Origin of the sequence: Rhodococcus sp. 008 (assembly GCF_001682295.1) — a bacterium.
In the GTDB taxonomy this organism is placed as follows: domain Bacteria; phylum Actinomycetota; class Actinomycetes; order Mycobacteriales; family Mycobacteriaceae; genus Rhodococcus_F; species Rhodococcus_F qingshengii.
Window position 1 is genome coordinate 794,712 of record NZ_CP012749.1, and the last position, 22,752, is coordinate 817,463.

The 22,752-nt window shown below is 62.2% G+C and carries 21 protein-coding genes and 1 riboswitch; of the genes, 14 read left to right on the top strand and 7 right to left on the bottom strand.

The features are described 5' to 3' along the window. The first annotated feature begins 21 nt into the window (after window positions 1–21). Entirely contained in the window at window positions 22–468 is a 447-nt protein-coding gene (locus tag AOT96_RS03700; RefSeq protein ID WP_047270995.1) for a DUF2752 domain-containing protein, read from the top strand. Window positions 469–479: 11 nt separating this feature from the next. Here the strand turns inward: AOT96_RS03700 and AOT96_RS03705 are convergent, their stop codons facing one another. Genes AOT96_RS03705 through AOT96_RS03715 form a run of 3 tightly spaced genes read right to left on the bottom strand, consistent with a single transcriptional unit; the run spans window position 480 to window position 3,564 of the window. Further along, complete coding sequence (locus tag AOT96_RS03705; RefSeq protein WP_065351308.1) at window positions 480–1,580, bottom strand: DNA alkylation repair protein; 1,101 nt, start codon at window positions 1,578–1,580, stop codon at window positions 480–482. Further along, entirely contained in the window at window positions 1,580–1,897 is a 318-nt protein-coding gene (locus AOT96_RS03710) for a nuclear transport factor 2 family protein (protein WP_007733586.1), read from the bottom strand. The genes AOT96_RS03705 and AOT96_RS03710 overlap by 1 nt, the downstream gene beginning before the upstream one ends. After that, window positions 1,894–3,564 carry a PucR family transcriptional regulator gene (locus tag AOT96_RS03715; protein ID WP_065351309.1) on the bottom strand — a complete coding sequence of 557 codons (1,671 nt, stop codon included), beginning with the start codon at window positions 3,562–3,564 and terminating at the stop codon, window positions 1,894–1,896. Before AOT96_RS03715 ends, AOT96_RS03710 begins: the two co-directional genes overlap by 4 nt. A 195-nt stretch (window positions 3,565–3,759) precedes the next feature. On the opposite strand from AOT96_RS03715, the gene pruA reads away from it, so the two are divergent. Together pruA and AOT96_RS03725 are read left to right on the top strand one after the other, a co-directional pair. Further along, complete coding sequence (gene pruA / locus AOT96_RS03720) at window positions 3,760–5,421, top strand: L-glutamate gamma-semialdehyde dehydrogenase (RefSeq protein ID WP_065351310.1); 1,662 nt, start codon at window positions 3,760–3,762, stop codon at window positions 5,419–5,421. Continuing rightward, a complete protein-coding gene (locus AOT96_RS03725) occupies window positions 5,421–6,386 on the top strand; it encodes a proline dehydrogenase family protein (protein WP_065351311.1) in 966 nt (321 codons plus the stop codon). The genes pruA and AOT96_RS03725 overlap by 1 nt, the downstream gene beginning before the upstream one ends. Here AOT96_RS03725 and AOT96_RS03730 read toward each other — a convergent pair. Then, window positions 6,383–7,681, bottom strand: coding sequence for an NtaA/DmoA family FMN-dependent monooxygenase (locus AOT96_RS03730; RefSeq protein ID WP_065351312.1), 1,299 nt, complete (start codon window positions 7,679–7,681; stop codon window positions 6,383–6,385). The two genes, AOT96_RS03725 and AOT96_RS03730, sit on opposite strands and share 4 nt — an antisense overlap. Window positions 7,682–7,794: 113 nt before the next feature. Further along, window positions 7,795–8,340 carry a CGNR zinc finger domain-containing protein gene (locus AOT96_RS03735; protein ID WP_065351313.1) on the bottom strand — a complete coding sequence of 182 codons (546 nt, stop codon included), beginning with the start codon at window positions 8,338–8,340 and terminating at the stop codon, window positions 7,795–7,797. 68 nt (window positions 8,341–8,408) lie between these two features. On the opposite strand from AOT96_RS03735, the gene AOT96_RS03740 reads away from it, so the two are divergent. The 7 genes from AOT96_RS03740 (at window position 8,409) to metE (ending at window position 16,290) form a co-directional block, all read left to right on the top strand. Next, window positions 8,409–9,356 carry an EamA family transporter gene (locus AOT96_RS03740; protein WP_065351314.1) on the top strand — a complete coding sequence of 316 codons (948 nt, stop codon included), beginning with the start codon at window positions 8,409–8,411 and terminating at the stop codon, window positions 9,354–9,356. A 45-nt stretch (window positions 9,357–9,401) separates the two neighbouring features. Then, window positions 9,402–10,358 (top strand): ABC transporter ATP-binding protein, encoded by a 957-nt coding sequence (locus tag AOT96_RS03745; RefSeq protein ID WP_003940598.1) that lies wholly within the window; start codon window positions 9,402–9,404, stop codon window positions 10,356–10,358. After that, a complete protein-coding gene (locus AOT96_RS03750) occupies window positions 10,358–11,152 on the top strand; it encodes an ABC transporter permease (RefSeq protein ID WP_019745005.1) in 795 nt (264 codons plus the stop codon). The genes AOT96_RS03745 and AOT96_RS03750 overlap by 1 nt, the downstream gene beginning before the upstream one ends. Continuing rightward, window positions 11,153–12,277 (top strand): sensor histidine kinase, encoded by a 1,125-nt coding sequence (locus AOT96_RS03755; RefSeq protein ID WP_050654751.1) that lies wholly within the window; start codon window positions 11,153–11,155, stop codon window positions 12,275–12,277. After that, the gene (locus tag AOT96_RS03760; protein WP_003940330.1) at window positions 12,274–12,903 is read left to right on the top strand and encodes a response regulator transcription factor; all 630 of its coding nucleotides are present in this window, start codon (window positions 12,274–12,276) and stop codon (window positions 12,901–12,903) included. Before AOT96_RS03755 ends, AOT96_RS03760 begins: the two co-directional genes overlap by 4 nt. A gap of 219 nt (window positions 12,904–13,122) precedes the next feature. Beyond that, window positions 13,123–13,560, top strand: coding sequence for a helix-turn-helix domain-containing protein (locus AOT96_RS03765; RefSeq protein ID WP_003940179.1), 438 nt, complete (start codon window positions 13,123–13,125; stop codon window positions 13,558–13,560). Window positions 13,561–13,641: 81 nt separating this feature from the next. Further along, window positions 13,642–13,866, top strand: a riboswitch (cobalamin riboswitch). 159 nt (window positions 13,867–14,025) lie between these two features. Continuing rightward, complete coding sequence (metE, locus tag AOT96_RS03770) at window positions 14,026–16,290, top strand: 5-methyltetrahydropteroyltriglutamate--homocysteine S-methyltransferase (RefSeq protein WP_065352759.1); 2,265 nt, start codon at window positions 14,026–14,028, stop codon at window positions 16,288–16,290. A 58-nt stretch (window positions 16,291–16,348) separates the two neighbouring features. Here the strand turns inward: metE and AOT96_RS03775 are convergent, their stop codons facing one another. Together AOT96_RS03775 and AOT96_RS03780 are read right to left on the bottom strand one after the other, a co-directional pair. Then, window positions 16,349–17,947 (bottom strand): ABC transporter substrate-binding protein, encoded by a 1,599-nt coding sequence (locus tag AOT96_RS03775; protein WP_065351315.1) that lies wholly within the window; start codon window positions 17,945–17,947, stop codon window positions 16,349–16,351. 173 nt (window positions 17,948–18,120) lie between these two features. Next, window positions 18,121–18,735, bottom strand: coding sequence for a TetR/AcrR family transcriptional regulator (locus tag AOT96_RS03780; protein ID WP_003939912.1), 615 nt, complete (start codon window positions 18,733–18,735; stop codon window positions 18,121–18,123). A gap of 104 nt (window positions 18,736–18,839) precedes the next feature. Between AOT96_RS03780 and AOT96_RS03785 the strand changes: the two genes are divergently transcribed. From AOT96_RS03785 to fahA, 4 genes are all read left to right on the top strand, one after another. Further along, window positions 18,840–19,391, top strand: a complete 552-nt coding sequence (locus AOT96_RS03785) for a MarR family winged helix-turn-helix transcriptional regulator (RefSeq protein ID WP_007733603.1) — start codon at window positions 18,840–18,842, stop codon at window positions 19,389–19,391. Between the two features lie 108 nt (window positions 19,392–19,499). Continuing rightward, the gene (locus tag AOT96_RS03790) at window positions 19,500–20,699 is read left to right on the top strand and encodes a homogentisate 1,2-dioxygenase (RefSeq protein WP_065351316.1); all 1,200 of its coding nucleotides are present in this window, start codon (window positions 19,500–19,502) and stop codon (window positions 20,697–20,699) included. Then, the gene (locus AOT96_RS03795) at window positions 20,696–21,565 is read left to right on the top strand and encodes a hypothetical protein (RefSeq protein ID WP_030535303.1); all 870 of its coding nucleotides are present in this window, start codon (window positions 20,696–20,698) and stop codon (window positions 21,563–21,565) included. The genes AOT96_RS03790 and AOT96_RS03795 overlap by 4 nt, the downstream gene beginning before the upstream one ends. After that, window positions 21,562–22,752 carry a fumarylacetoacetase gene (gene fahA, locus AOT96_RS03800; protein ID WP_042451307.1) on the top strand — a complete coding sequence of 397 codons (1,191 nt, stop codon included), beginning with the start codon at window positions 21,562–21,564 and terminating at the stop codon, window positions 22,750–22,752. The genes AOT96_RS03795 and fahA overlap by 4 nt, the downstream gene beginning before the upstream one ends.

Here is a 22,752-nt window from a genome sequence, read left to right on the forward strand (position 1 = left end):
ACGGCCAAACACCGAACTGCAATGACACCGAATTGTGGTGACACCGAGAACGATGACATATCACGACTCGCCGCACTGAAGGCGCCAGCGGCAGTTGCGTTCACGGCAATTGCGCTGTGCGCCTTCATCTCCTGGAGTGACCCCACCACACCTGGTGGGGTCATTCCCGTTTGTCCGACCAAAGCGCTGTTCAACGTCAATTGTCCCGGTTGCGGTAGCACTCGGATGGTGTACAGCCTCATCCACGGCGATTTCGGTGCAGCGATGCGTTTCAATGCCTTTGGCCTCGTGATGCTGCTTGCACTGGCGTTCACGTACGTCTCGTGGACGACCGCCCGCACCCGTGGAAGACCCGTCATGCTCTGGCATCAGTTGCGCTGGTCACCGGCTGTGATCTTGACACTCGTGTTGATCTGGACGACGGTCCGCATAGCCCCGATCCCGATATTTGCCGGTCTCCGCGTCTAGGCCGGATCTCCTCACACGTCCAAACGGAATACACCTCGCACCTGGCGTACGCCGTTGATCTGCACCTCGACGGCATGTTCGCCGGCGTAGTACTTCCGGGTGCTGATCGGTTTGAAGGAATGCCTCTTCGCGATACGGGCCGGCACCCCGGGTTCCAGCGTTCGTGTTGTCAGTTTGAAGACCTTGGGCGTCGTGGTCCCGTTGGCCTTCACGTGGTGGACGATGTAATCGATCACGACGGTGACGGACTCGCTGCCGTTGTTCGTGACGGCGAAGTCGAAGGTGAGTTCTCCACCCGCATGAACTGTTTCGCGGTCGATGACGAACCCCTCGAGCACGACGTCGGTGGGCGGCGAGAACCCCAAGAGGGACAGAGCATCTGGATCGCCGGCCTTGATCAACGTCCGCAATGCATGTTTGACGATTTTCAGTGTGTTGGAATCCGGTGTCTGCAGCCAACGCTTCGCAGTCGATACTGCGAGCGCAGCGTCAGCACGACTGAGATCGTTGAGATGGTTTGCGACCGAACGTCGTACATATTCCGAATCATCCCGATACAGCTCGTCGAGAATGACGATTGTCGACTCGGGACGCGCCGTCAATTCTTTCACTCGTCTTCCCCAGGGCAAACGAGTACGAGTGCCTTCGGTCGCCAAGCGCCGGACGTGTTCGTCTTCATGGCCGGTCCAGGTGAGTGCGATCGCCAGCGAACGGTCAAGGTTCGTTTCGAGAAATGAGCGAATTGCGAATTCGGCCGTCAGACGCGACGTCAACTCGGCAAGCAGAGCCATTCCCTCGTCGAAATCCGACTCGGAGCCACTTCGTGTCGCCGTGACGGCGACGGCTTCGGTCACCGGCCAGATCATCCAACCGGTGAAGGTCTCTTCTGAAAGCGCACGGCGGATGATCTCGGCGAAGGCCGGAAGATCCTGAGGCAGTTCGGCAGTCATCGCGTCCCGCACAACGCGCGTACGTTCGCCGAGACTCATACCGTCGAATTCGGATGTACTACCCCGAACGAGGGCGAGGCGTGTGTGACCGGAGGCTCGCTCTAGACAGCCTGCCAGATCGGCGACGACGGATTTCCCGAGCAGTTCGTCAGCGGTGGGCATCAGGGGCACACCGTGAGAGCGGAAATCCGATCACCGTCGAGAGTGAAATGGTGATGTAACTGGACGGGGCTTCCGGGAAAATCACCCTCGACCTTCACCGACACGACAACGGCCGAGCCTGGGGTGTTGACCGACTCGATCTTCTGGGTGAAGGTGAACGCCGTCGACACGGCCGACTTCCACGCCACGATTTCTTCGATCCCGACATACGTCCGGCCGTCGTCACGAACCACTGCGTCTTCGGTGAAAACGCCGCGGACGTCGCCGCCGTCGAAATACGCGCGCGCTGCGCCTGGCACCTTCGCTGAGTCGATCATTCGCGAAGAGTACTGCTGGGGTCCGACAGGTTCGGCGAACTCACTGCCCGAGCAGACGCCGCCAACTGAATCTCCATCAACAGCCTGGCCGACGGCTCGGAGAGGTCGGTATCCGTGATCTCCTCGACCCTCTTGATCCGATACCTGAGGGTGTTCGGGTGAATCCGAAGCTGCTCGGATGCACGTCGGACATCGCCCGAATGTGCGAGGTAAACGGAGATGCTTTCGCGCATGTTCGACCCGTTGCGTCTGTCGTAGACGTCCAGGGCGTCGACTCTCGGATCGTGCAGTTGCTCGTCGGCCGCAATGGTGTCCATGATTTCGCCCAGCAGCACCGGTGTGCGCGAGTCCGCGAGGGTGGTCACACGAACATCCCCCGACGTTCCGTCCAAGACCCGATCCACTTCGGCCCGAGCCTGGGCCACCTCCGCAAGCGTCGAAACCGGCGACGAGACCGCGGCCCGTAGCCCCGAAGGCGACACCTTGTCCAAACGCGCGACAACTTCGCGGGTCCACGAGACTGTGGATTTCACGGATTGGGTTCGCGGAAACAGCACATAGATCCGGGTGCCGACGGTACTCACCAGCGATTCACGCTGAAAGGCGCTGGCGTGCAGTCGCAAAGACGACACGAGTTCGCCCGAAGACGGCAGCCCACCGTTTCCGATACTCGCCACTCCGACCACCATCGCCGGTCCGGACATCGGGATGGTCAACGAGGCCGCGAGCGAAGGAACGTCGACACCGCCGCCGCGAACCCCGAGCAACCGCTGAATCTGTATCGCCTCGTTACTCGGCGCGTCTCGGATGCGCGAAATCAGCCGAGCAGCAACGGCCGCGGCACCGCGGAGCACGCTGTCGGCATCGCCGGCAATGGGAACCGGGCCTTCCTGCACCCAGATCGTGCCGAGAAGATCAGAGCTGAAACCGCTCTCCCCCTTGACATTGTCGGATATTCTCCGAATCGGAACCACCAACCGTCGCCTGATCGCAAGGTCGTCGTGAGCGGGCACCTCCACTACGTCGTCACTTCGCCGCAGGCTCTCGAAGACGCCCCACTCCTGTAGCTTTCGGAGGTATTCGCGAGGTCCTTCGCGGCCGAGGATTGATTGCCGACGTAGCTCGTCCGCAGCATCTCCCGATGCCGAATAGGCCAAGACGTGGGAATGCTCGTCCTCGATGCTGACCATCCCCCGCGTGATTGCGGCGACGTTCTGCGCCAGCTCGAACAAGTCTGTGTCACTACCGAATACGATGTCGTCCGAATCCTGTCGGGACACCGAATGATCGAGCACGCCCCGGATGGTCGTGAACAATCGATCCCAACGAGCATCCGGATGGACCGCTATCAAGGCGATTCCGGCGCGCTGTGCCGCCGCACGCACCGACGTGTCCGAGGCCTCCTTCGACATGACGGCCCGAGGCGCTGATCCCTTCTGATCGAGGCGGTTCAGCCAGGCCGCCAATTCGGCTGCGCCGATACCGACAGCGAGCCAGAGCTCAGAGGATTCGACGGCCGCGGTTCTGGGGCGTGTGAGGTCCCCGACCTCTGCGAACACCACGGAGTCGACGAAGACGTCATCACCTGACGGCGCGAGGACGAGCTCGACAAAAGCTCCGCCCAGCGCCCGAAGGACCGCGTCGAGCCTGACCCCACGGATAGACACGTACCACCCACTCTCCGGACCGTCGCAACGCCTCAACTTCGAGAATAGTGCATTTTCCTGCGAAAACGGTTCAGCCGATCGGACAAACACGGACACCGATGTTTGGCCGCTCAGCGGATTACTCGCCGACGTCTTTCGACTTGACTGGTTCACGACACGACAACTGCCCACTCCTGAGTCTGCCGAAGGATCGTCATGGACGCCGTTACCAATGTCCCCCACCCAGCCAACGAACCGGTGAACAATTACGCGCCGGGAAGCCCGGAACGATCGCGCCTCCGTACGAAACTGACCGAACTGGCCGAATCGCCGACCGACATCAGGCAGGTCATCGGCGGCATCCACCGAACTGCGGAAGGTAAGCGACAGAACGTAGTTCAACCACACCGTCACAGTTCGGTCATCGGATCGTTTGCGGGCGCAACCCACTCGGACGTTCGTGATGCCATCGACGCCGCTACACTCGCCGCCCCGGCCTGGCGCGACCTCTCGTTCGACGACCGCGCTGCGGTCTTCCTCCGCGCCGCCGATCTACTTTCCGGCCCGTGGCGCGAAACCATCGCCGCCGCAACAATGCTCGGCCAGTCGAAGACCGCATACCAGGCCGAGATCGACGCGCCCTGCGAACTGATCGACTTCTGGCGTTTCAACGTCGCGTTCGCACGTCAGATACTCGCCGACCAACCCGTTTCCGCTCCGGGAGTGTGGAATCGCGTCGAATATCGTCCACTCGAAGGTTTTGTCTACGCGATCACTCCCTTCAATTTCACCGCCATCGCCGGAAATCTCCCCACCGCACCGGCCCTGATGGGCAACACCGTGATCTGGAAGCCGTCACCGACGCAGGCCGTCGCGGCGTACCTGACGATGCAACTACTCGAAGCCGCCGGCCTCCCGCCTGGGGTGATCAATCTTGTTCTCGGCGACGGCCCCTTGGTGTCCGAGGTCGCGCTTGCCGACCCCCGACTGGCGGGTATCCACTTCACCGGATCCACCGCAACGTTCCAGCGTTTGTGGCGTGAGGTCGGAGCCAACATCTCGAACTACCGGACGTATCCGCGTCTCGTCGGCGAAACCGGCGGCAAAGATTTTGTACTCGCACACAGTTCCGCTGACCCGGACGTACTCACGACGGCATTGATTCGCGGGGCCTTCGACTACCAGGGCCAGAAATGTTCGGCCGCATCACGGGCGTTCATCCCGAAGTCGGTGTGGGCCAAGATGGGCGACACGTTCATCGACACTGTGTCGTCGCTGAAGTACGGAGACGTCACCGACCTGACGAACTTCGGCGGCGCCGTCATCGACCAACGTTCGTTCGACCGAAACGCCGCCGCGATCGTCCGCGCCAAGTCGACCAGCAGCCTCACCATCGCAGCAGGCGGCGACTACGACGACCGCGAAGGATTCTTCATCTCACCGACGGTCCTACTCGGTGACGACCCGAGCGACGAAGCCTTCAGCACCGAGTATTTCGGTCCCATCCTTTCGCTTCACGTCTACGACGACTCCGCACCGAATGCCTACGCCGACATCCTCGCGCGCGTCGACAGCGGATCCGCTTACGCCCTGACCGGCGCCGTGATCGCCACCGACCGTGCGGCCGTCGATCAAGCTCATCGTGGTCTGCGGTTCGCCGCCGGAAACTTCTACGTCAACGACAAGCCGACGGGAGCGGTTGTCGGACAACAACCCTTCGGAGGTGCGCGGGCTTCCGGTACCAACGACAAGGCCGGTTCGCCGCAGAATCTGCTCCGTTGGGCGTCGACACGCACCGTCAAGGAAACCTTCGTTCCTCCCACCGATCATCGTTACCCCCACCAGGACGTCGATCCAGCCGAGAGCGAGAACCGTTGATGAGTGCCGTCTCGCTGAGCAACCCACTGCGCCCGGTGCTCCTCGCGGCGGCACGCTCGTCGCGACTGGAGAAGACAGTCTCCGGGATGACCTTGACCCGCAAGCTTGTAGACAGGTTCGTCGCCGGGGACGCGGAACCCGCAGCGATGTCAGCGGTGCGCGACATCCTCACCAGTGGCCGGTTCGTGACGGTCGACTACCTCGGCGAGGACACCACCGATCCGGCTCAGGCAACAGCTACCGTCGATGCCTATCTCTCCCTTCTCCGCTCGTACGCAACGCTTTCCGAGATTGCCGGGACGCAACACTCCCTGGAGGTTTCGCTCAAGCTCTCCGCGTTGGGGCAGTCACTTCCCGGTGACGGCGAGAAGATCGCCCTGGCGAACGCTCACCGAATCGTCACAGCGGCAGACGAAGTGGGCGCGTGGGTCACCGTCGATGCGGAGGATCACACCACCACCGACTCGACACTGTCCATCGTCGAAGAGTTGCGCCGCGACTTCCCGACGCTCGGCACGGTCCTGCAGGCGTATCTACACCGCACCGAGGCCGACTGCCGGGACTTCTCCGGATCAGGTTCACGAATTCGGCTGTGCAAGGGTGCATACAAGGAACCGGCCGGCGTCGCGTTCCAAAAGGCCGCCGAAGTCGACGCGTCGTACGTGCGTTGCCTGAAGGTCTTGATGGAAGGTGACGGATACCCGATGGTGGCCTCCCACGATCCCACCATGATCGACGCCGCCCTCGGACTCGCCACACTGACCGAGCGGACAGCCGAGGATTTCGAGTTCCAGATGCTCTTCGGCATCCGCGACGGCGAACAACGCAGATTGGTAGCCGAAGGCAATCACCTGCGGGTCTACGTTCCCTACGGCAGCCAGTGGTACGGCTACTTCATGCGTCGCCTGGCGGAAAGACCGGCCAACCTCATGTTCTTCATGCGCTCACTCGCTTCCAACAACTAGACACCGGAAACCGGTGGCAGCGGTGGCAACTCGAGGTTTTCGCGAAAGGTACCGCCGACGTAGTCGGATCCCACGATTCCGCGCTTGCGCAGCTCCGGCAGCAGCCCGTTCGTGACGAAATCGCGTGTACGCGGATCGGCAAGGTCACCGAGCGTGATGACGTCGAGTACGCCCGCGTCGTATCGTTCCTCGATCGCGTCCGCGAGCTGTTCCGGGGTGCCCGCCGCTGCCCAGTGGCCGGTGTCCTTGGACGCGATGATCAACTCACGCAGAGTCTTTCCTTGTGATGCGAGCTTGCCGAAGATCTCGACCCGGCCCCGTCGTCGATTCACCGACGACGGGTCCGGCAACAACGACTCCGGGATCGGCCGATCCAGCGGCAATTCCGAGAAATCCACGCCGCCGCCGAACATGTCGGCAAGCCTGGTGCGTCCGGCGTCGAAGTCCGTCGATTCCTCGGCTTCTCTGACCAATCGTTCGACTTCGGCTTCGGTAGCGCCGTACGTTGCGTGGAACGAGCTGAAAATCAGTGGCAGTTCGTCCCCACGCCCCAACTCTGCCGCCCTGGCGCGGATCGTCTTCGTGTAGGTGACCGCGTCCTCGAAGGTTGCGAGAGAAGTGAATACGACCTCGGCGAAGCGAGCACCCAGTTCGATACCTCCGGCAGATTGGCCTGCCTGGAATTGGACCGGACGACGCTGCGGCAGGGATGGAATGTTCAACGGCCCCTGCACGGTGAAGTACTTGCCTCGGTGCTCGATGGGGACCACCCTCGACGGATCTAGCACCGCAGAGCCCTCTGCCTGGATCAAGGCGCCGGGCTTCCAGCTGTCGAAGAGCGCGCTGACCACCTCGAGCGATTCGGCCGCTCGAGCGTACCGCTCCTCCGGACTCGGTAGGTCCAGGTCGCTGTAGTTCTCTTCTCCGAGTGAGGATGTGACGGCATTCCATGCGGCTCGACCATTGCTGACGTGGTCCAGGGTGCCGAACAACCGTGCCAGGTTGAATGGGTGATGAAACGTCGTCGTGACGGTGGCGATGAGCCCCACATGGGTGGTGACCGCACTCAGCGCGGCAAGGAAGATCAACGGCTCCTGCGCACCGATCGCGCCCTGAGCACCGAAACTCAGCAGGTCGGCGGCAAACAGTCCGTCGATCTTGTTCGCCTCGGCCGTCTTTGCGACGTCGATCGCGGACGCGACCGTCGAAGTCGTCGGATCGATCGCGGCGTCGTAGATACTCACCGCCCCGCTGACACCGGTCACCGTCTTGAGTGGACGCCTACGATCGGCCACCGACCATCCTCCTGGCTTCGCGAAATCTGTTCCGAATTCACAACGCTAGACCGATCCTGGCTCCCGACAAGGTATTCACTCAGCCTGGTTCTATCCCTCCGAACGCCGCTTGGTCACGCCCCGGATTTACGGGCACGATAGGCGGCGACGTGCGCCCTGTTCCCACAGTTCCCGGTGTCGCAGTATCGCTTCGAACGATTGCGCGACAAATCCACGAAGACCGCTTCGCAGTCCGGGGACTCGCACCATCGCAACCTCGAGAATTCGTCGGTTCGGATCAGATCGAGCACACCCATCGCCGCTTCTGCGGCCATCCGGTCCACCAGTGGCGAATCGTCAGCGGTGACGTGCAGGTGCCAGCCGAGATCATCGTGCCTGGTGAGCCGCGGCCTCGCGCCCGATTCGAGTAGCAGTGTGTTCACCACCTCGACGGCGTCGTCCACTCCCGCGGCTTCCCAGAACTTTCGCAGTCGTGGACGCAGCGCACGAACCGCCGTCAATTCCTCCGGTGTGCCGTCCCGCCTGCCGGTCCAGCGATCCGCGTCGAGAAACCGTGTCAGCTCCTCTTGATCCGGAAGCAGTTCGGCCCCGCCGCGGGCCGTGTTGACCAACGACGCGGCGAAGACGAGCGCCGATTCCGTGTCACCAGCAAAATGCACTTTGACTCCTGAGCCGTATCAACCTAATGTCAGCATCGTAATCGCTTTTACTCCTGACGGGTGACGACGTGAACTCTCGCAACGGCTTGATCTTCGCTCTGCTGTCCGCGGCAACGTTCGGCGTATCGGGCCCGTTCGCGAAATCTCTCATCGAATCAGGGTGGTCCCCCGGCGGCGCAGTGTTCGCGCGCGTTGCCGGCGGCGCACTGGTGATGATGGTGATCGCCGTAGCCACCCAATGGCCTCGCCTACGACAGGTGAGCACCCACACGCGAACGGTACTGCTGTACGGGGTGTTCGCGATCTCGGGCGTTCAACTGTGCTTCTTCAATGCCGTGCAACATCTTTCGGTCGGCGTCGCATTGCTTCTCGAGTACCTTGCACCGATCATCGTCATCGGGTGGGTGTGGATAACCAAGGGCGCGCGTCCGAGCGTGCAGACGCTTCTCGGTGCGGCGGTGGCCTTGATCGGCGCCGCCGTGGTGATCGACGTCTTCGGATCGGCAGAGATCAGTGCCGTCGGAGTCGCCTGGGGACTGGCCGCCGCGGCATGCCTTGCAGTCTATTTCGTCATTTCCGAACGTGCGGACGGTGATCTCCATCCTGTTGTGCTCGCGGCATCGGGGCTCACGGTCAGTGCAGTGGTCATCGGCGCGCTCGGACTCGTAGGCGTCCTCCCCCTCCAGTTCTCGGCCTCGAACGCCGTCGTGGCAGACCATTCGGCGAACGTGTGGCTGCCGGTGGTGGTCCTGGTCCTGGTCAGCACTGTCATTGCCTATCTCACCGGCATCGCCGCGATCACACTGCTGGGGCCGACAATCGGGTCTCTGGTAGCGCTGACCGAAGTGCTGTGCGCGGTCGTCGCCGCGTGGATCCTGGTCGGGGAATCCGTCACCGCACTCCAAGCTGTAGGTGGCGCAGCAATCATCGCGGGGTTGGTCTTCGCGCGCCTCGGTCAGGTTGCACCGAAACAGATACCGGCCGACCCGATGACAAATGTCATGGCAGAAGAATGACGGACGGACGAGGGATCACGACCTCGAAGCGAGCAGATTCTATGTATGACCTCAACACAGGCACGGCATTCACCACAGGCACTGCACACACTCACTGAAGGATCGGCACACGACGCCGTCCGGTTGACCGGACTTCGCAAGAGTTTCGGAACCGTCGACGCCGTCAAAGGTATCGACCTGAGCATCCGCCCCGGCGAGATCGTCGCGTTCCTCGGCCCGAACGGCGCAGGCAAGACGACAACCATCGACATGATCCTCGGCCTGTCCCGGCCGACGTCAGGCGAGGTGAGCGTCTTCGGAATGTCACCTCGATCGGCTATTGCCCGCGGACTCGTCTCGGCAGTCATGCAGACCGGCGGACTACTGAAAGAGCTGACGGTTGCCGAGACTGTGCAGCTGACCGCCAGCCTGTACTCCCAATCCCGTCCGGTCGACGAAGTGCTGGGGAGAGCCGGAATCCTCGACATCTCCGATCGCCTGGTCAGCAAATGCTCAGGCGGACAACAACAGCGGTTGCGATTTGCGATGGCGTTGCTGTCGAACCCGCAATTGCTCATTCTCGACGAGCCCACCACCGGCATGGACGTCGAAGGGCGTCGGGACTTTTGGTCCGCCATCCGCGCCGACGCAGATCACGGTCGCACTGTGCTTTTTGCGACGCACTACCTCGAAGAGGCCGATGTCTACGCCGACCGCATCATCCTGGTCAGGCAAGGCACCGTGGTCGCAGACGGGACCACCGCCGAGGTCAAGGCGATGGCGTCCGGACGCACCCTGCGCGCGACTGTTCCAGGCATCACCGACGAACTCCTGCGAGCCATACCGAACTCCGACGCCGTCGAGGTGCGCGGTGAGTCGCTGCTCGTGCACTCGGGTGACACCGATGCCGTTGCACGATTCCTGTTGACCAATACGCAGGCTCGCGATCTCGAAATCGTCTCGCGTGGCCTCGAAGACGCATTCATCGCACTCACGTCGAACAACTCCGAAGGACAGAAGTGATGACCACTGCAACCGAAGCGAACACTTACGGAGCCGAGCGAACCGTCGTACCTCTCGGCGGATTCAACACGACGCTACTGCGACTGGAATTTCGTCGCCTGACTCGCAACCGGCGCACGATGATCTTCACGCTCGTCATGCCGGTTGTCTTCTTCCTCGTCTTCGGTCTCGGTCAAGGCGACGACGACCACGGGATCGGGCACGGCAATGTCGCCGCGTACATCATGATCAGCATGGCCCTGTACGGCGCGATGCTGGCCACCACCAGCGGCGGCGCGATGGTCTCGATCGAACGAGCGTCCGGGTGGAGCCGACAACTTCGGCTGACTCCCCTGACCCCGGTCGCCTACATCGCCGTCAAACTGATCATGGCGATGCTGCTCGGTCTCGTCTCGATTCTCGTGGTCTACGTCGTCGGCGCGTTCACCTCGGCGCAGATGGACGGATCACTCTGGTTCACAACGGCATTGATCGCCTGGCTGGGATCGTCGATCTTCGCGGCCTTCGGCCTGTTCATGGGGTACCTACTCCCCAGTGAGAACGTCATGCAGTTGCTCGGACCGGGACTGGCTCTGCTCGCATTCGGCGGCGGACTCTTCGTACCACTCACCGACGGTTCCGTATGGGCGACCATCGCACAGTTCACCCCGATGTTCGGCATCAACGCCCTCGCCCACGCACCGTTGACGGGCAATAGCATTCACTGGACCTGGATCGTCAATATCCTGGTGTGGTTCGCCATCTTCGCCGGCGGAGCGATCTGGCGGTTCCAACGAGATACGGAGCGTGTGTAGTTGTCGCAAACGACTGACCGAGAAGATTCCGTCGCGCTCCCGCGGCGGAATCGTTTCGGCGTTCTCTTCGCGGCGGTCTGGATGGTATTTCTCGGCGGGCCGCTGATCGAGGGATGGAATCTGCGCGACGAACTGCGCGGCTGGACAGGGATTCTCGCGACGGTCGCCTTCAGTGCGCTCTATCTCTACACGTTCGCCACAACGCAGCAGCGGCGTCGAATGACAATGACTCGGCCGACGATTCGCGAAGCTGCACTGGCTTTGGCCGCCTTGACCGCGTTGGCCGCCGTGATGATCGTGAGCGTCGGGCCGACAGGTTTGGCAGCAGCACCGTACCTCGCGGTGACAGCGGTGACACTGTTGCCGACCGTCGCCGGCGGCATTCTCGCCTTGGTGTTCGCGGCCTCCGTGGAGATAGTCAGCCTCTCGTCCGGATGGGGGAACTACTCCGGACTCTCACTCGGAGTCTGCGCGGCCGCGTTCGCGACCTGGGGAATCATGTCCCTGATCAGCCGCAACTTCGCCATACTCCATGAACGCGAAGAGCAGGAGCAGCGGGCAATCATGGAGGAGCGAACGAGGATGGCGCGCGATCTGCACGACATCCTCGGGCACTCGCTGACCGTCATCACGATCAAAGCCGAACTGGCCAATCGCCTACTCGATGTCGATATCGAACGTGCACGCAGCGAACTCGACGACCTCGAAAGACTTTCTCGTGACGCGTTGGCAGACGTGCGCTCGGCCGTCGAAGGATTTCGTGGGATTTCGCTACCCGTCGAGATAGCCCGAGCGCGAGAGGCTTTGCGTGCGGCAGGTATCGAAGACGACGTGCCGAGCAGCACCGACATGGTTCCCACGCGTCTTCGGGAACTCTTTGCATGGACGATCCGTGAGGGCGTCACCAACGTCGTTCGACACAGCGGTGCGACCCACTGCCGGATCACGGTCGACGAGAATAGTGCGTCGGTCGTCGACGACGGACGAGGGGCCGAGTCGACGTCTTCCGGAAACGGTCTGATCGGATTGCGCGAGCGCGCCGGAGCGTCGGGCGCACGAGTGATCATCACTCATCCCCAGCCGCAGGGGTTTGCACTTCAGGTAGTCGAACAGGAGACAGAGTGAACAGCCAGGGCGATCGAGCAACCATACGGCTGCTCTTGGCGGACGATCAGGCGCTCGTGCGAGGAGCTTTGGCCGCGCTGCTCGATCTGGAATCCGACCTGTCCGTGGTGGCCGAGGTCGGTCGCGGCGACGAGGTGGTGTCCGCCGTTCTCGAACACCGCCCGGACGTCGCGCTTCTGGACGTCGAGATGCCCGGCATGGACGGAATCGCCGCGACGGCGGCCCTTCGCGAGGCAGCGCCCGACACCCGGGTTCTGATCGTCACCACGTTCGGCCGTCCCGGATTTCTTCGTAAAGCCCTGCACGCCGGGGCCGGCGGGTTCGTCGTCAAGGACACCCCCGCCAGGCAGCTTGCCGACGCGGTCAGGCGTGTCCACGCCGGACTGCGCGTCGTCGATCCCACCCTTGCGGCCGACAGCCTCGTCAGCGGCGAGTCGCCCCTGACGGAGCGTGAGACCCAAGTACTGCGCGCCGCTCACGACGGCGCACCCGTGGCAGCCATCGCAGGGGCGCTCTTCCTGTCTGCCGGGACAGTTCGAAATCATCTGTCATCCGCGATGGGTAAGACGGGTGCGTCGACGCGCGCGGAAGCCGTCAGAATCGCCGAGTCGAACGGCTGGCTCTGATCCGCGCGTCTGGAATAGCCTTCCCCGGCAAATAGTTCGCCGTTCGATTCGTGATGGCGATTTGTCCAGATCACTCAAAGTAGGGACCTTCTACCCTAGGGATTTTCCCTGCAAACGACCGCTTCGCGAGAATCCGAAACAGCTAATCGTTCGATACCTGGCTATGATGCAGTTAATTGAACCGACGGAGCCTGTGCGTAGCGGGGGAAGGGACGTCTCATGTCGAACCAGTTCAACGATCGCTTGAACTCGCTGTTCGAGACTGCCGACTTTCACGTCACCAACGCGATGGTCGTTCGCGGCATGACCGAGTTCGGCTGCCGTATCTCGACGCCGTACCTGTCGCAACTGCGCACCGGCGTCCGAACCAATCCGTCACCCGAAGTGGTTGCCGCCCTCGCCCACTTCTTCAAGGTCCATCCGGACTACTTCTACGCCCCGTCCGATCACACTCCGCCCGCGATCTCAGGTGGCGAGGCAGACCTCTCCCTCCTCGAACAGCTGCACAACGTGCGCCTGCGGAACCTCACCTCCCGTGTCGTCGACCTCTCACCGTCTTCACAGGATCTGCTTGTCGAAATGGCGGAGAATCTACGTTCCTCCGAAAATCTTCCGCGCGTACCACCGGACTCGAATTCCTACATGTCACGCGCATAGCGCCCTTCGCCGACTCTCCTTGACTGTTCAGGGAGGGTTGGCCTTATGCTGGTCGATGCAGCTGGTTCGCCCGGCACGGTCATGAGGAGCCCCGAAGACCGGTCCCGGCGTCGAAGCTCCGTCAGCGCAAGCTGTCGGGGTGAGAGGGAACCCGGTGAAAATCCGGGACTGTCCCGCAGCGGTAAGCAGGAACGACCGCCGTTCATGTGCACTGGGCATCCGCCTGGGAAGCGACGGCCAGTAGGTTCGATCCAACTCGATCGAGTGCCCGCGAGTCCGAAGACCTGCCGACTGTGTCGGGCACGCCGTGCCCGACGGTCCACCGCCTCGTGGAATGGGCGTGTAGATCTCCATCGGACCTCGCGTGCGGTGCGGGCAGTGCTGCCCGCTGAAACTCGGGGTCTCGTGAGGTATACCCGTCTGCCGGCAGTGGCCATCAGTGCATTGGCAATCTGGAGAAACTCCGTGACAACAACATTCACTTCGACCGTGCTGGGCTCACCGCGCATCGGTCCTCATCGAGAACTCAAGCGGGCAACCGAAAGCTACTGGGCAGGGCGCATCGACGCCGACGCCCTGCAGGCTGTCGCCCGTGACCTCCGTCGGCAGGGCTTGGCCGACCTCCGTGACCTGGGCCTCGACTCCGTCCCGGTCAATACCTTCTCCTTCTACGACCAGATGCTCGACACCGCAGTTCTTCTCGGCGCGCTGCCCGACCGCGTCGCGTCGGTCGCCGATCCGTTGGACCGCTACTTTGCCGCTGCCCGTGGGACGGACACCATCGCGCCGCTCGAAATGACGAAGTGGTTCGACACCAACTACCACTACCTGGTGCCGGAGATCTCGCCGTCCACCACGTTCGCACTCGACCCGTCCAAGGTCTTGTCCGAACTGGCAGAAGCACTTTCCGACGGCATTGCAGCCCGCCCGGTCGTCATCGGACCGGTCACCTTCCTGCTGCTCTCGAAGGCTGTCGGCACCGACGAGCCGCTGCTCTCGCGACTCGACGAACTACTCCCCCTCTACGCGGATCTACTCGGTCAGCTCGCGAAGGCCGGTGCGAGCTGGGTTCAGCTCGACGAACCGGCCCTCGTGGGCGATCGCACCGACGAGGAAATCGAAGCGGCACGCGCTGCGTACGAACAGCTTTCAGCGCTGTCCGAGCGGCCGTCGATCCTGTTGGCGTCGTACTTCGGTTCGCTGCGTGAGGCGCTGCCCGCGCTTGCGTCCACCGGCGTCGAAGGATTTGCCGTCGACCTGGTGGCCGGTCAGGATTCGATCGGCTCCGTCCCCGAACTCGCCCGCAAACTGGTCGTCGCCGGTGTGGTCGACGGACGAAACATCTGGCGGTCGGATCTGGATTCGGCACTGAGCACGTTGGGTGCTCTGTTGGGCAGCGTGGATACTCTTGCCGTCTCCACATCGTGCTCCCTGCTGCATGTTCCGTACACTCTCGACGCAGAGGCCGATGTCGACAAGGCCCTGCGCTCGTGGCTCGCGTTCGGCACCGAGAAGGTCAAGGAAGTAGTAACTCTCGCAACCGCTCTCACACAGGGCCGAGAGTCGGTGGAGGACGAGTTCGCTCTGGCACGAGCGGCCGCGTCGACCCGCAAGGACGATCGCAGACTCAATGATGCGAGTGTTCGGGGACGCCTGGCCGCCGTGCTGAACTCGGCGACCGGTCGCGCGCCCGCCGCCGAACGTCGCGCTGCCCAGGACGAACTGCTTTCTCTGCCGCCGCTGCCCACGACGACTATCGGTTCGTACCCGCAAACCTCGAAGATCCGCATCGCTCGCGCAGCACTGCGCACGGGCGAGATCGACGAAGCCGAGTACGTCAACCGTATGCGCGCCGAAGTTGCCGAAGTTGTTGCGCTCCAGGAAAAGCTGGACCTGGACGTTCTTGTTCACGGTGAGCCGGAACGCAACGACATGGTCCAGTACTTCGCGGAGCAGTTGGACGGATTCTTCGCCACCGCCAACGGTTGGGTCCAGTCGTACGGCACCCGCTGCGTGCGTCCGCCGATTCTGTACGGCGACGTCTCCCGCCCGAAACAGATGACCGTCGACTGGATCACGTACGCGCAGTCCCTGACCGACAAGCCGGTCAAGGGCATGCTCACCGGACCCGTCACCATTCTGGCCTGGTCGTTCGTCCGCGACGACCAACCCCTCGCCGACTCGGCAAATCAAGTCGCACTGGCCATTCGAGACGAGACCGTCGACCTGCAGGCCGCCGGAATCGGAATCATCCAGGTCGACGAACCGGCTCTACGAGAACTACTCCCACTGCGTGCCGAGGATCAGCGCGCCTACCTGGACTGGTCGGTCGGCGCCTTCCGGTTGGCTACCTCGGGCGTCGCGGATTCCACCGCGATCCACACGCACCTGTGCTACTCCGAGTTCGGAGCGGTGATCGGCGCCATCGCCGGCCTCGACGCGGACGTCACGTCCATCGAGGCGGCGCGCTCACACATGGAGGTCCTCGACGATCTCAGTTCGGTCGGGTTCGACCTCGGCGTCGGCCCGGGTGTCTACGACATCCACTCGCCGCGGGTGCCGAGCGTCGACGAGATTGCCGAATCCCTGCGTGAGGCACTCAAAGCTGTTCCTGTCGAGCGGTTGTGGGTCAACCCGGACTGCGGTTTGAAGACCCGCGGTTCCGTCGAGGTCGAGGCGTCACTGCGTAACCTCGTCGAAGCCGCGAAGTTGGTACGAGCGGAGCTATAGGGGCAAAGCCCCTGTGCGCCTTTTTGGTAGTGGGCACTACCAAAAAGGCGCACGGGGGTCAGCTCAACCACGTATTGCCGAAGAGCAGAACCCCGTCCGCACTCGGGGTCACTCCGTGCACGTTCTCGCGCCACGGAATGAAGACCTTGCCGGAGTTGACCACGGCCATCGGCGCCGTCTCGTTGACCACGGTCTGAATATCGTCGATGACGGCTCGCCGCTCATCCTCGCCCGACGCTGTTTGCAGCTTACCGAGCAACTCGTCCATCCGAGCGTTCTTGTAACCGAGGATGTTCGACGGCGATTCGCTGAACAGGTTGCCGTACATACGCACGAACGGTGACTCTTCCAGCACGTTGAACGCGAAGTAGGACACGTCGTAGTCATGCTTTGCGTACAGCATGGAAATCAGATCGTTGATGCTGGTTGCGTAGGTGATGTCGACCGTGAAACCCACTGCCTGCAAGAGCGACTGAAACGTCAGTGCGCTGCGCTGCGTCGCCGGATCGTTCATCCCGACGTACGTCAGTTTTCCGTCGTAACCGTCCGCCTTCGCCTCGGCGAGATACTTCTTGGCCGCCTCGGGGTCGAAGCCGTTCCCGGCCACCGATCCGTGCCACTGCGACCACGACGCGAACATGTCGGTGCCGGGTTCGCCGAAGCCGCCCTGAACTCGCTCGTTGAACGTATTCGGGTCCACCGCAGCGACAATCGCCTTACGCACGCGCTCGTCCTTCGCTGCCCGATCGTCGCGCTGATTGATTGCCAGAACTCCGGCCATGCTGGCCGAGTACACAAATCCGGGATCACCGGCTTCGAAAGCCTCGTGAATGAAGTCGGGAGACTTCAGATAGGCAACCTGGATTCCGTCGGTGTGCAATCCTTCCAGTTTGCTCTTCTCGTTGACGATTGCGGGAAAGCGCAACTTCTCGAGGTACGGCGCCCCGTCCCAGTACGTCGGACGGGCAGCGAGCACCAATTCGTCCTGGGAGGCGAACTTCTCGACGGTGAACGGGCCTGCCCCGATCGGGGTGAACGTGCCGGTAGCCATCGACGAGGGCGCGACGATCATGCCGGGACCGGTGGTGAACATGATCGGGAACTCGTCCCACGGCTGCGCCAATGTAAAGACGACCGTACTCGGATCCGGTGAATTCGTCTCGCGCACAGCGGTCTTCCACACCAGCGCGTGAGTTCCCTTCTTCTGCAGATAGTGATCGATGCTCCACAGGACTGCCGCACTGTCCATCGGAGTGCCGTCGCTGAAGGTGACGCCGTCGCGCAATTTCAGTGTCCACACCGTGTTGTCGCCGTTGGCCGACAAGGACTGCGCCAAGTGGGGGACGTATTCGCCCGCCGCCGTATCGAAGCGCATGAGAAGGTCGTAGATGGCTGCCATTTCGCTACCACCGGTAGCGCCGCCGTCCTGACGGTCAGCCGGATCGAGACTGCTGATCCCGTTGTAGGTGGCAAACGACACGGTGCCACCCGATCGCGGCTCTCCCCCGTTGTTCTGGTCACCGACAACTCCGACCGTCACGTCCGATGCATCCGTGGTCGTACCTTGGCTGCTACCGGCGCACCCCGTCACCACCAGCGTCGCCGACGCCAGGACAACCATCCAGATTCGAGCGCGGACTCGGTACGAGCGCTTCATTGCGACTCACTTTCACAGTTCACGGATACGTCGATCCCTGGATCGGACACCCGACATATTTGTAAGTGAATTCTAGGTAAGGTCTCGTCCTGCGTCTTCGTTTTCACAAAGCCGAAGCGATAATTCGCGTTCATGACAGCAGAAACAAGAACTGAATTCTAGGTTGCAACCGTTCAGCGAATTACCAGTCCGATGACGTCTTCGACGTTCCGCTGGGCCTCTGCGAATCCGATCCGGCCACTGGTCCACAGCGCAAGGGCCGTCAACATCGTGCCGCCTATTGCCACGGCCGCAACCCTCGCCGTCTCGGCCGGGACGCCGTCCATCAACTCGAACAGCATTCTCCGATGTGCCGCTGCGCGCAGATCCAACGACTCGATCACGAACTGATCCGAGGACGAATGGAGTTCGATCTCCAACCGAGCGAAGTAGGGCCTACGCTCGAATGCCTTCATCTCGCGGCGATGAAGTGCCAGAACCCGCTCGTACGCGTTGTTCTCACCACCGTCTGCCCGCAACTTCTCAGGACGACGGACCGATTCGAGACCGCTCCACGCCGTCATCGCCGCAGCCAGAAGTTGCTGTTTGGTCGGAAAGTAGCGATACAGCGTTCCGAGTGCGACGCCTGAACGCTCCGAGACGTCTTTCATCTGGATTCGATCCGACGGCATCTCGGCCAGCATCTCGACCACCGCCGTGGTCAGTCGTCCTCTCCGCTCGAGTTGCCCCACCGACATGAGGTCGACGTCCAAGGGAAACTCGTCGCTGCGCGCAGTCACGCGCGTCACGATAGTTCAGAATCCTGACCGCAGTGCCGGGTTGCGAAGTTTCATCGTAACCCCGAGATCTAATACACGGATTAATCAACTGCAGATCGCGCTAGGGTTAGTCCATGACTGACCGGACAACCGATGACCAGCCAACCGTCGGCGTGCTGAACTTCTGGTCGTTCATCGAACTGGCCAACAAGCGACTGGCCACCGAACACGGCTTTCGCGACCAGCTGGCCACCGAGGTACTACTGACACTCAATCGGGCTTCCAACGTGGTCACCTACGATCTCGAGTCGTCGATCCACCGCCCTCGCGGCTGGTCATGGTCCTCCTTCAGGCTGTTGTTCGTCACCTGGCTGGCCGGTCCGATCGAGCCGAAGGCTGCCGCCGAGCTCACCGGCATGAGTAGGGCAGCGGTCTCCAATCTGTCCAAGTCGCTGCTGGCAGACGGATTGATCGATCGTCGGCCCACCGAGAACGACGGCCGTTCCGTCCAGCTGTACCTGACCGCCAAGGGCCGAGAAGCCATGGTCGAAGCCTTTCGCGAGCAGAACGAACGCGAACACGCCTGGGTAAGCGTCCTGAGCGAGGCCGAACAGCGAATTCTTGTCATGCTCCTGGACAAACTGATCACCAACCGCAGCCAGTTCGACGTACGCGGACGTAACTGACATAGACCCGAACCCCTTGGAGGGTTGCGCTCATCACATCATTTTAGTTAATGTGTTTACTATCTGGTGGAGGTGAGCCAGGCAGAACAGCACAGAAGGAGCCCCGTCATGGCGTTCTATCGACAACTCGGCAACATCCCACCGAAGCGTCACACCCAACACCGTGACGAGTCCGGCAACCTCTACTACGAAGAGCTGATGGGAGAGGAAGGTTTCTCCTCGGATTCTTCGTTGCTGTACCACCGCGAGATCCCGTCGGCCATCGTCGACGCAACGGTCTGGGAACTGCGCGATCAGAGCACAACCCCCAACCATCCCCTCAAACCGCGCCATCTGAAACTCCACACGCTGTTTCCCGAAAGCACCTGGAACGAGACCGACGTGGTAACCGGCCGTCGTCTCATCCTCGGAAATGCCGACGTGCGATTGTCCTACGTCGTTGCGGCAGCGCCATCTCCCCTGTATCGCAACGCAATCGGCGACGAGATGGTCTACATCGAATCTGGCGAGGCGACCGTCGAGACCGTCTTCGGTGCACTCGAGGCCAGTGAAGGTGACTACGTCCTGATCCCGATGTCCACAACGCATCGATGGATCCCCAAGGGTGACAAGCCACTTCGTGCCTACGCCATCGAGGCGAACAGTCACATCGTCCCGCCCAAGCGCTATCTTTCCCGCTTCGGCCAGCTGCTCGAGAACGCACCGTTCTGTGAACGAGACCTGCACGGACCGATCGCGCCCATGATCGCCGAAGGAACCGACGTCGAGGTACTGGTCAAGCACCGAACGTCGGCGGGCATCGTCGGCACCCGAATGGTTTATCCCACGCACCCTTTCGATGTCGTCGGCTGGGACGGCTGCCTGTACCCGTACACCTTCAACATCTCCGACTACGAGCCGATCACGGGCCGTGTTCACCAACCGCCGCCGGCCCACCAGGCGTTCGAGGGAAACAACTTCGTGATCTGCAACTTCGTTCCGCGCAAGGTCGACTACCACCCCCTGTCGATCCCGGTGCCGTACTACCACTCGAACGTCGACTCGGACGAGATCATGTTCTACTGCGGCGGTGACTACGAGGCGCGCAAGGGTTCCGGCATCGGTCAGGGTTCGATATCGATTCATCCCGGCGGCCACGCCCACGGACCACAACCCGGCGCCTACGAGCGGAGCATCGGCGCCGAGTTCTTCGACGAGCTCGCCGTGATGGTCGATACGTTCCGGCCCCTCGAATTGGGTGAGGGAGCCCTTGCCAGCGAGGACGAAGCGTACGCCTGGAGTTGGGCAGGGCGGGGGCCTCGGCAATGACGATCATCTCCCCACTCCTGCGCGGCCTGTGCGACGACGCAGCACTTTTCCCACCCGGCAATGCTCCTCTCGCCGAAGCAATTCCGGCCCACGCCGCCTACCTGCAGGCAGATTACGACGCACTGGTCGGGCCTTTCGTTTTTCCCGCGCCGCGACTGAGCGAACTGGCTGCGTACGTTTCAGCGGACAGCCCGGTGACGCTGAGTCTGACCGTGCCGGCCGGCCCATCCGAAACGGCGGCCGCACTCTCGAACGCGCTCGCCATCCCTGGTGTTCACGTCGCCGCCGTCGAGGTGGGAATTCCTGACGGGTTGGACGCCGATGCGGCCTTCGAGGAACTCTCTCGTGTCCATGCCGCTCATCCCGACGTCGACATTTTTGTCGAGGTGCCTCGAGGTGATCGGCGCGCGGGCTATCTCACAGCTCTCGAAACTGCCGGGCATTCCGCAAAGTTTCGCACCGGCGGGATTGTCGCCGAGGCGTACCCGAACGAGGAAGAGCTCGCCGATGCGGTGATATCCGTTGTCCGAGCCAATATCCCGTTCAAGGCGACTGCGGGACTGCACCACGGCGTGCGCAACACCGATCCGGAAACAGGCTTCGAGCAACACGGCTTCCTCAACATCATGGTGGCCGTCGACGCGGCGAGGCGGGGCGCCGATCGTTCGGAAATTGTTGCTGCACTGTCTCAGCGCGATGGAAAATCGATCGCGCAAGCCCTGGCCGACCTCACCGAGGACGAGGCCGGCGAGGTGCGTCGCCGATTCCTCTCGTTCGGTACCTGCAGCATCTCGGACCCTCTGACCGAGCTGGAAGGCCTCGGGTTGATCGTCCGCTCCGACAAAACCGAAGGAACTCTCGTATGACTGTCACGACCATCGACATTCCCGCCGACTCACTGTTCGGTCTCGACAATCTGCCGTATGGGGTCTTCTCCCCCGCGGGAGGGTTACCGCGTGTCGGTGTGCGCGTCGCCGAATCGGTGGTCGATCTCGCAGCGACACTGGGTGATTCCGTCTTCTCCGAACCGACTCTGAACGCGTTCATGGCTCAGGGACGAGATCAGTGGGTATCGGTGCGAAACCGGATCACGGAGCTCGTGACTAGCGAAATAGACTCGAATGCAGTGTTTTCCGTTGATTCGGTGACAATGCATTTGCCGATCGCAGTGGCCGATTACGTCGACTTCTACGCCTCGGAGAATCACGCAACCAACCTCGGGCGGTTGTTCCGCCCGGACGCCGCCCCCTTGATGCCGAACTGGAAGCATCTTCCCGTCGGATACCACGGGCGCTCGAGCACCATCGTCGTCTCCGGCACCGACATCGTTCGTCCCTGCGGACAGCGGAAGGCACCCGATCAGGAAAGCCCGGACTTCGGACCGTCCCGGCGCCTCGACATCGAAGCCGAGATGGGGTTCATCGTCGGAACTCCCTCGAAGATGGGCGATTCCATCACCCCGGACGAATTTGCCGAGCACGTCTTCGGCGCCGTCGTCGTGAACGACTGGTCTGCCCGAGACATCCAGGCGTGGGAGTACGTGCCCCTCGGTCCGAACCTGGGGAAGAGTTTCGCGACCTCCATCTCACCGTGGGTCGTACCCTTGCTCGCTCTCGAAGCAGCCCGAATCGACACTCCGGTGCAGGATCCCGAACCGCTTTCCTATCTGCGTGGTGAAGAGAAGTGGGGGCTGGACATCGACCTGGCCGTCGAATGGAACGGTCACGTCGTCTCCCGGCCGCCCTACGCCCAGATGTACTGGTCGCCTGCGCAGATGCTCGCGCACACCACCATCAACGGCGCAGCAGCGAGCACCGGCGATCTCTTCGCGTCCGGAACCATTTCCGGACCGGACAAAGATCAGCGCGGCGCCTTCATCGAGCTGACGTGGGGCGGCAAGGAACCCGTAGCTGTGGGCTCCGAGACCCGTACCTTTCTCGAAGACGGCGACACCATCGCCATCTCAGCCACCGCTCCCGGCGTCGGCGGATCACGAATCGGCTTCGGGGATGTTCACGCTCGGATCCTGCCTGCAACGCAAACCGAAAGATAG